The sequence below is a fragment of the Nonomuraea lactucae genome, assembly GCF_003313395.1.
In the GTDB taxonomy this organism is placed as follows: Bacteria; Actinomycetota; Actinomycetes; order Streptosporangiales; family Streptosporangiaceae; genus Nonomuraea; species Nonomuraea lactucae.
In genome coordinates this window covers 1-6,502 of sequence record NZ_QNFZ01000864.1, presented here as the reverse complement: position 1 = coordinate 6,502, position 6,502 = coordinate 1, and the positions used below count along the sequence as shown (strand labels likewise).

Annotated in this window: 1 protein-coding gene; it reads left to right on the top strand. The window is 73.3% G+C overall.

The window, feature by feature from the left end:
- Positions 1-6,502: hypothetical protein (locus DQW85_RS29900; RefSeq protein WP_162795484.1), on the top strand; the 6,502-nt coding region annotated here is incomplete at both ends.

Below are 6,502 nucleotides of genomic sequence, written 5' to 3'. Positions count from 1 at the left end.
GCTCGACCGGCTCGCCGACGCCGACCCCGGCTCCGCCGACGAGGCGGCGGCGCACAGCCGCGACTGGAACACCGCGGGCTCCCCACGCGCGGACCGGATCGCGAGCGACCTGGCGGCCAGATCGCCTGGGCCCGACAACGCCCTGCGCGCGGGCTTCTACGGCGTCGCCGCCCAGGAGATCGCCGACCGCCTCGCCGCCCTCGGCACGCCCCCGGGCGGCACGTCCACGAGCGGCACGTCCCCGGGCGGCACGTCCACTACCGGGCCGAACGGGACGGCCCCCGACGGGGCGGGCCGCCCGCGCACCGTCCCCGCCCAGCAGATCCGCAACTCGCTGTTCGAGCCGGGCCGCAGGCGCCCCGCGCACCACTCCCCCGTGACGGTGGCGGAGGTTCAGGCGGCGGTGACGTCCGACCTCGACCTGTCGGACTTCGGCGGCGAGGTGCTCAGCCTGAGCTGGCCGGACCCGTCGTCCCTGATGGTGGTCGAGACGCGCGCCCACGGACCGCTGCACTACCGGATCGAGATCGGCCGCGTCAGTCCCGGCAACGTGGCCGAGTCGGAGATCCGCACCGGCTCCAGCGGCGACCCGATCGTCATGCGGATCGCGCCGCGCACCGCGAACGAGTCCCTCTACCGGGCGGTCGTGCACGACATCTCGCACGGCGGCCAGACCCGGGCGGCCGCGGCGGCGGGCTCGGCGCAGGGGGTGCTGCGGCGGTGGGTGTCTCGCACGCGTCCCATCGAGGGCCGGGACGAGTGCGTGGTGCCGCGGCTCAACGAGTTCCGCTTCCTGTCCAGGAAGTGGCGCGCGGCCTCGTCGATGGACGAGAAGAACCGCTGGGCCCACGAGATCGAGCGGTTACTTGCTGACCTGAGCGAGCGGGGTCAGACACCGCCGCTGCCCCCGTGGTCGGGCGGCCAGCACCTGGCGGCCGTGGCGCCGAGCGCGCCGGGCACGCCGCTCTCCGACCTGACCTCGTACATCCAGCACACGATCGACTCGCTGTCCAGGACCGAGGGCGGCCTGCACCTGCGCATGGGAGCCAAGCTGGCGACCGCCGCCGCCGCGGAGCGGCAGGCGGAGGAGAGGTTGGAGGACTACGACAAGGCCATGGGCCAGCGGGACCGGGGCGCGAAGGAGCGTGCCAGGAAGGCGATGGCCGAGGCGGAGAAGTCGCTGGCGACGCAGGAGCGGCACCTGCGCATCGCTCGGGCGTACGAGGACGCGCACGGCTACGCCGGGCACGCGCGAGAGGCGTACGAGGAGCTGCTCGCCGCGCTCCGGCAGGGCACGACGCCCGACCCGGGCGCGCTCGACGCGCTGGCGGACCAGGCGAGGAGCTGGCTGACGGACTTCCAGGAGGCCCTGCGGCTGGCGCTGCCCGCGCTGGCCGCCCAGCCCAGCTTCGTGCCGGCGGACCGGCTGCCGCATCTGAACAGGCTCACGCTCACCCTCAACGACCTGATGGAGGAGCGCGGGATCGACCACACTTTCACGGCCGACGCGCTGGACCGCACGCTGCGCGCCGAGTTCAGCCGGGTCGTCTCCGGCGAGGGCGCGCTGCTGGGCGTGGGCCAGCGCAAGCCGGGCGAGGTGCTGGTCCAGCTCTCGGTCACCGACCTGGTCGAGGTGCTCGACTCCACCAAGGTCGCCTCCGAGATCATGAACGGCGTCCTCCCCCAGGGCGGCCGGACCGTCGGCGCCACCGCGAACTTCCGCCGCGGCGGGACGGCCGGCGTCAAGCTGCACAGGTGGTTCGCGGCGCTGCCACCCGGCGAGTTGACCGAGTTCCTCAAGCAGTTCGAGCTGAGCGTCTCGTTCGACGCCGAAATGAGACGGTCGCTGACCGGCAACGCCGGCAGGGCCGGGCTGGACGGCGGCGTCGAGGACAACCGCGGCGAGTCCACGCCGTTCGACGCGCAGGCCACCTGGAAGGTACGCGTCCGCACGTCCGTCGGGCAGGGCTGGTCGCCCGAGGTGACCGTGGCCTACGGGACCCACGACGACGCCGCGAGCCTGCGGACGTACGTCTCCCACGCGTACATGGAGCCCCCACCGCTCCGCGAGGCGCGGCTCCCCGAGGACGAGCGGGGCAGGACGCCCTTCCCCGAGCACGTGGTCCTCGGCCTGACCGGGTTGATCAAGCTGGCCGACGACACGGCGCGCGCCCTGGGCGACAGGCACTTCCCGCCTGGCAGCGTCGCCCGCCGCCAGCTCTACACGGCCATGATCGACGACCTGTACAGCCGCATGCGGCAGGCGGTCGACGACCCGCGTGGCGTGCGGCGCATCATCAACGTCGGCGGGCGCCCGTTCGCCCACCTGCAGATCAAGGCCGTGCCGCGGCTGCGGACGGCGACGCGGGTCGGCCCGGCCAGCCGTTACCACTGGCAGGAACGGCTGCGCGTCGACGTCAGCAGCGCCACGGGCGGCGAGTCGTCCGGCCGTTCCCGTGGCGTGTCCGTCTCGACGGGCTACGTCGGCTTCGCGCCGTTCGACGCCGTCCCGGGGGAGGACGAGTACGCCGCGAAGGCCGGCCCGAACGGCAGGGCAGGCACCGGCGCCGCCGCCTCGGACGGGCTGAGCGTCAACGGCGTCACCTACCACCCGAGCGTCCAGCGCTACACGGGCCACACCCAGGGCGTGGAGTTGGAGTTCGACTTCGAGGTCACGGCCCGGCTGATCGACGACGACGAGGTGCTCGCCCCGATCAAGGGCTCCGGCAAGGGCCTGTTCAGGTTCCCCGAGTCCGACGCCCACAAGTACGGCCTGCCCGTCGACGCCCAGGCGCTGACCTTCGACCCCGACGGCCGGCCCGTGTTCCGCGACGACCCCGATCCCGATCCGCCGGAGGGCCGCAGGGGCGAGCTGCCGTCCTTCTACGGCAACGAGCCGGGCAGGCTGCGCGGCGCCGGACCCGCGCTGGTGCAGGGCATCGAGGAGGCGGAGAAGCTCCGCGCGGCCACCGAGGCGAAGCTCCGCGAGAAGGGCATCCTGGCGCCGCTCGTCAACGGCGAGCCCGCCTACTCCTCCGACCCGCTGGAGCGGCTGAGCCAGCTGGTCAACGAGCGGGAGATCGCCGAGCAGCTGTCCGCCCAGCGCCTGCAGTCGGGCTACGACCAGGCGGTGCAGGGCGGCCTCCTGGTGGACCTGGTGGTCCGGCGCCACGGTCGCGCGCCGCGGCACGTCACCCTCCGCATCACGCTCGACCAGCACTTCACGGACGGCGAGGGCAACCCCCGGTCCACGTTCGCGGGCACCACCGACGCGCAGGCCGTGGTCAACCTGGACATCGGCTCCGACACGAACGTCTGGTCGCACAGCCGTACCGAGAACCTCGGCTACGGCGGCGGAGCCGGGATCAAGCACCACCTGCCGGAGAACACCGAAGGGATCAGCCCCAATCTCGGCGTGGGCGGCGGCAGGGACGGCTCGCGCACGCTCTCCCACACGACCGGCCTCACGATCAACGGGGTGAAGCTCACCGAGAGCACCTCACCCGTGGCGATCTTCGACATCCCACACACCGCCCGCGTGGACCTGCTGGACGGCGACGGGAACACCGAGCCGCTCGCGGAGCTGGAAGGAAGCGCCCGCGTCCTCATCTCCAGCGACCTGCTGCCGGAGATCGACGCGCCACCGCCCGGCACCTGGAGCCCGACCCCGGACGAGGTCATGCGGTACGCGACCGTCCAGCACCTGGACTCCCGCAACCTCCAGGACGTCGCCCGGGCGATGCTGCCCACGCTGTCGAGCGCGGACTCGCCCGCCTTCCACCACCTCGCCGAGTTCCTGAACGTCCGAAGCCTCGTCGCGCACCCGGAGCTGTTCCGCACCCCGTACGGCACGGACCTCGCGGTCCGGCCACAGGGCGCCTCACCCAGGACGGGCTCCATCGCCGTCAGGGGCACGCCGGGCCAGTCGATGCTCGTCGGCGTCACCGACGACGTGGGCGGCATCATCAACCTCACCCTGTCGAGCATGGGCGTCACCTCGGAGAGGTCGTCCGGCGGGAAGGTGGAGGCATCGCTCGGCACGGCCGCCCAGCACGCGGACGGCGCGGGCGAGGGTGGCAAGGCGGGCGGCAACCACTCGGGAGGGGGGTCGCGCTCGCGGAACGACCTGTCCATCTGGGGCAGGGAACGGCTGGCGATCGAGACGGGCAAGAAGTACGTCTTCCTGGCCTCGGTCGGCTTCGACGTCACCGGCGGCGAGTCGGGGGCGCTGCCGGTCCAGAGGACGGCCGACGGCACCATGCTCTACACCGTGCCCGAGCGCCACGCCCTGCGCCTGTACGCCGAGGGCACCCTCGACCTGCCGGTGCACCAGGTGGCCGACGCGGTCGAGCGGTTCCTCGACGGCAACCTCAAGCTCGACCGCGGAGTGGCCGTACCGCTCGCCAAGCGCTACCTCTCGGAGCTGCCGCAGGCCACCGCGCCCGTGCCGAACGCGGACAGGCACACGCCGATGGCGCTGATCAACGCGCTGAAGCCGCTCGTGGACGCGGGCTCGGCCCTCACCCGGGTGGACGACTTCCTGACCAGGGCGGCCGAGCTGGTGACGGCGGCGCGCGAGGTCGAGTTGCCGTCGTTCTTCATGCACGCGATGGGCGTCACCCTCGTCGACGACATCCGGCTCCAGCGGGACGGCGAGGACGTCGAACTGCTCGACGCGGTACGCGACGCCGTCGCGTCGGCCGCTCCGGCGGCGCTCGCCGACCCGGCCATACCGGACAGCCTCCGCAAGATCTTCGCGGAGAACCGCTGGTGGGGGCTGATCGACAACATCATCAGCGATGAAGGCGCGCGGCTGCGCTACCACACGCCCTTCGACGAGCTGGGCAGGCGCGAGCAGATCGTCGTCAGCGTACGGGCCGAGTTCACCGACGAGCCCGCGGTCCTCCTGGAGAGCACCGACGAGGTCGGGTCGATCGTCCAGGACTACACCTACGAGGAGCACGGCAGGTCGGAGACCCGGTCCGCCACCAACGCGGTGAGCACCGCCGGCGACGCCGCCGCCGAAGGGCACGGCGACAACGGCGGCGTCGGCACCGACCGGGCCCGATCCGCGACCGGCTCGTCGAGCGAGCAGGAGACCCGCCTCCAGCGTTTCGCCAGGTTCAGGGGCATGGACCGGGTCCGCCAGGGCGTCAGGCTCGTGATCGAGGTGGAGCGGACGCCCCAGCGGGCCCGCGCGTCCGGACTGGACACCAAGGCGGGCCCCGCGACGACGGCCCCGGTGGAGCTCACCGGCCACATGGTGCGGCTGGTGCCCTCCGGATTCACCCGGCCCGCCGGGACGCTGCCCGCCGAACCGGCCAGGACCCTCGACCCGCGGCAGGTCCCGCTGGTGCACAGCTATTTCGTCAGCTCGGTCAGGGCGAACCTGTACCGGGCGGTCGTGGACGCCCTGTCGAAGCGGAAGCTGCTCGGCGACGACGTCCACCTGGTGGAGACCGAGCTGCTGAACCTGCTGTCGGCGACGGCCGCCACCACCCTGTTCGAGCGGATGACCGGCGAGCAGGGGCACACCATGCGGCTGCCGGTCGACGGGCTGCGCAACCGCGTGGTGGACCTGCGGATCAAGGCGTCGCAGTTCGGCCTCCAGGTCCTGGCGCGCGGCATCGAGGGCGTCGAGATCGGCCAGGTCTGGCGGATCCAGCGCACAACCGGCTCGGCCACCGGCGGCGGGATGGCCTTCCCGATCGGCGGCGGCACCGGCGTCGACGACGCCTCCACCGGCCTCGGCCTCGGCGTCTCGGGCGGCGAGCAGTCCTCGGCCGGCGTGACGGACGCGGGCGGCAACCGCAGGGAGATGAGCCTGTTCGAGACGGACAGCGCCGTCATCGTCCAGCTCACCGCCGGCTACGACCTCACGGTCGTCAGGCAGGCGCTCACCCCCGAGGGGCCGAAGAGGCAGGGCGACCCCGTCCACCTGCCCGGCGCGGCGACGGGCGAGGTGATCGCCGTCATGTCCGAGAGCGACTTCGAGGCGATGGTCGCCGTCATCGAGTCCGGAGGGAACCTCGGGCCCGAGTGGCAGCTCGTGGGCCCGTCCCAGGCCGCCGCCCGGCCGTCCCGTACGGAGCGGGCGGACCCCGCCAGGCCGTGGGGCTCGCTCATGGACGCCCGCGTCCGGTCGCGCCTGCTCGGCGAGCACGTCCGCGTGGAGGTCCGCGAACCGGACGGCGCGACGCACGTCTACCACGCCTCACCGGACGGGACGCTGCGCTGCGAGAACGACGACCTCGGGTTCGCCGCGGCGTTCGCCACCCTCTCCCCCGAACTGGCCGGGCTCGCCGACCGGAGCGGCCTGCACCTGCGGCAGGTGTTCGAGAACCCGCGCACCCAGGTCGGCTTCCCCGACCGGGTGCGCACCGAGCTGAGCGCACAGGGCGTGGACGTGTCCACGGCCGATGCCACGGTCTGGCCGGTGCGGCGGCCCGGCGGCGAGAGCGCGAGCGGCACGCCGTCGAGCGGCGGCCGGGCCCAGGGCTCG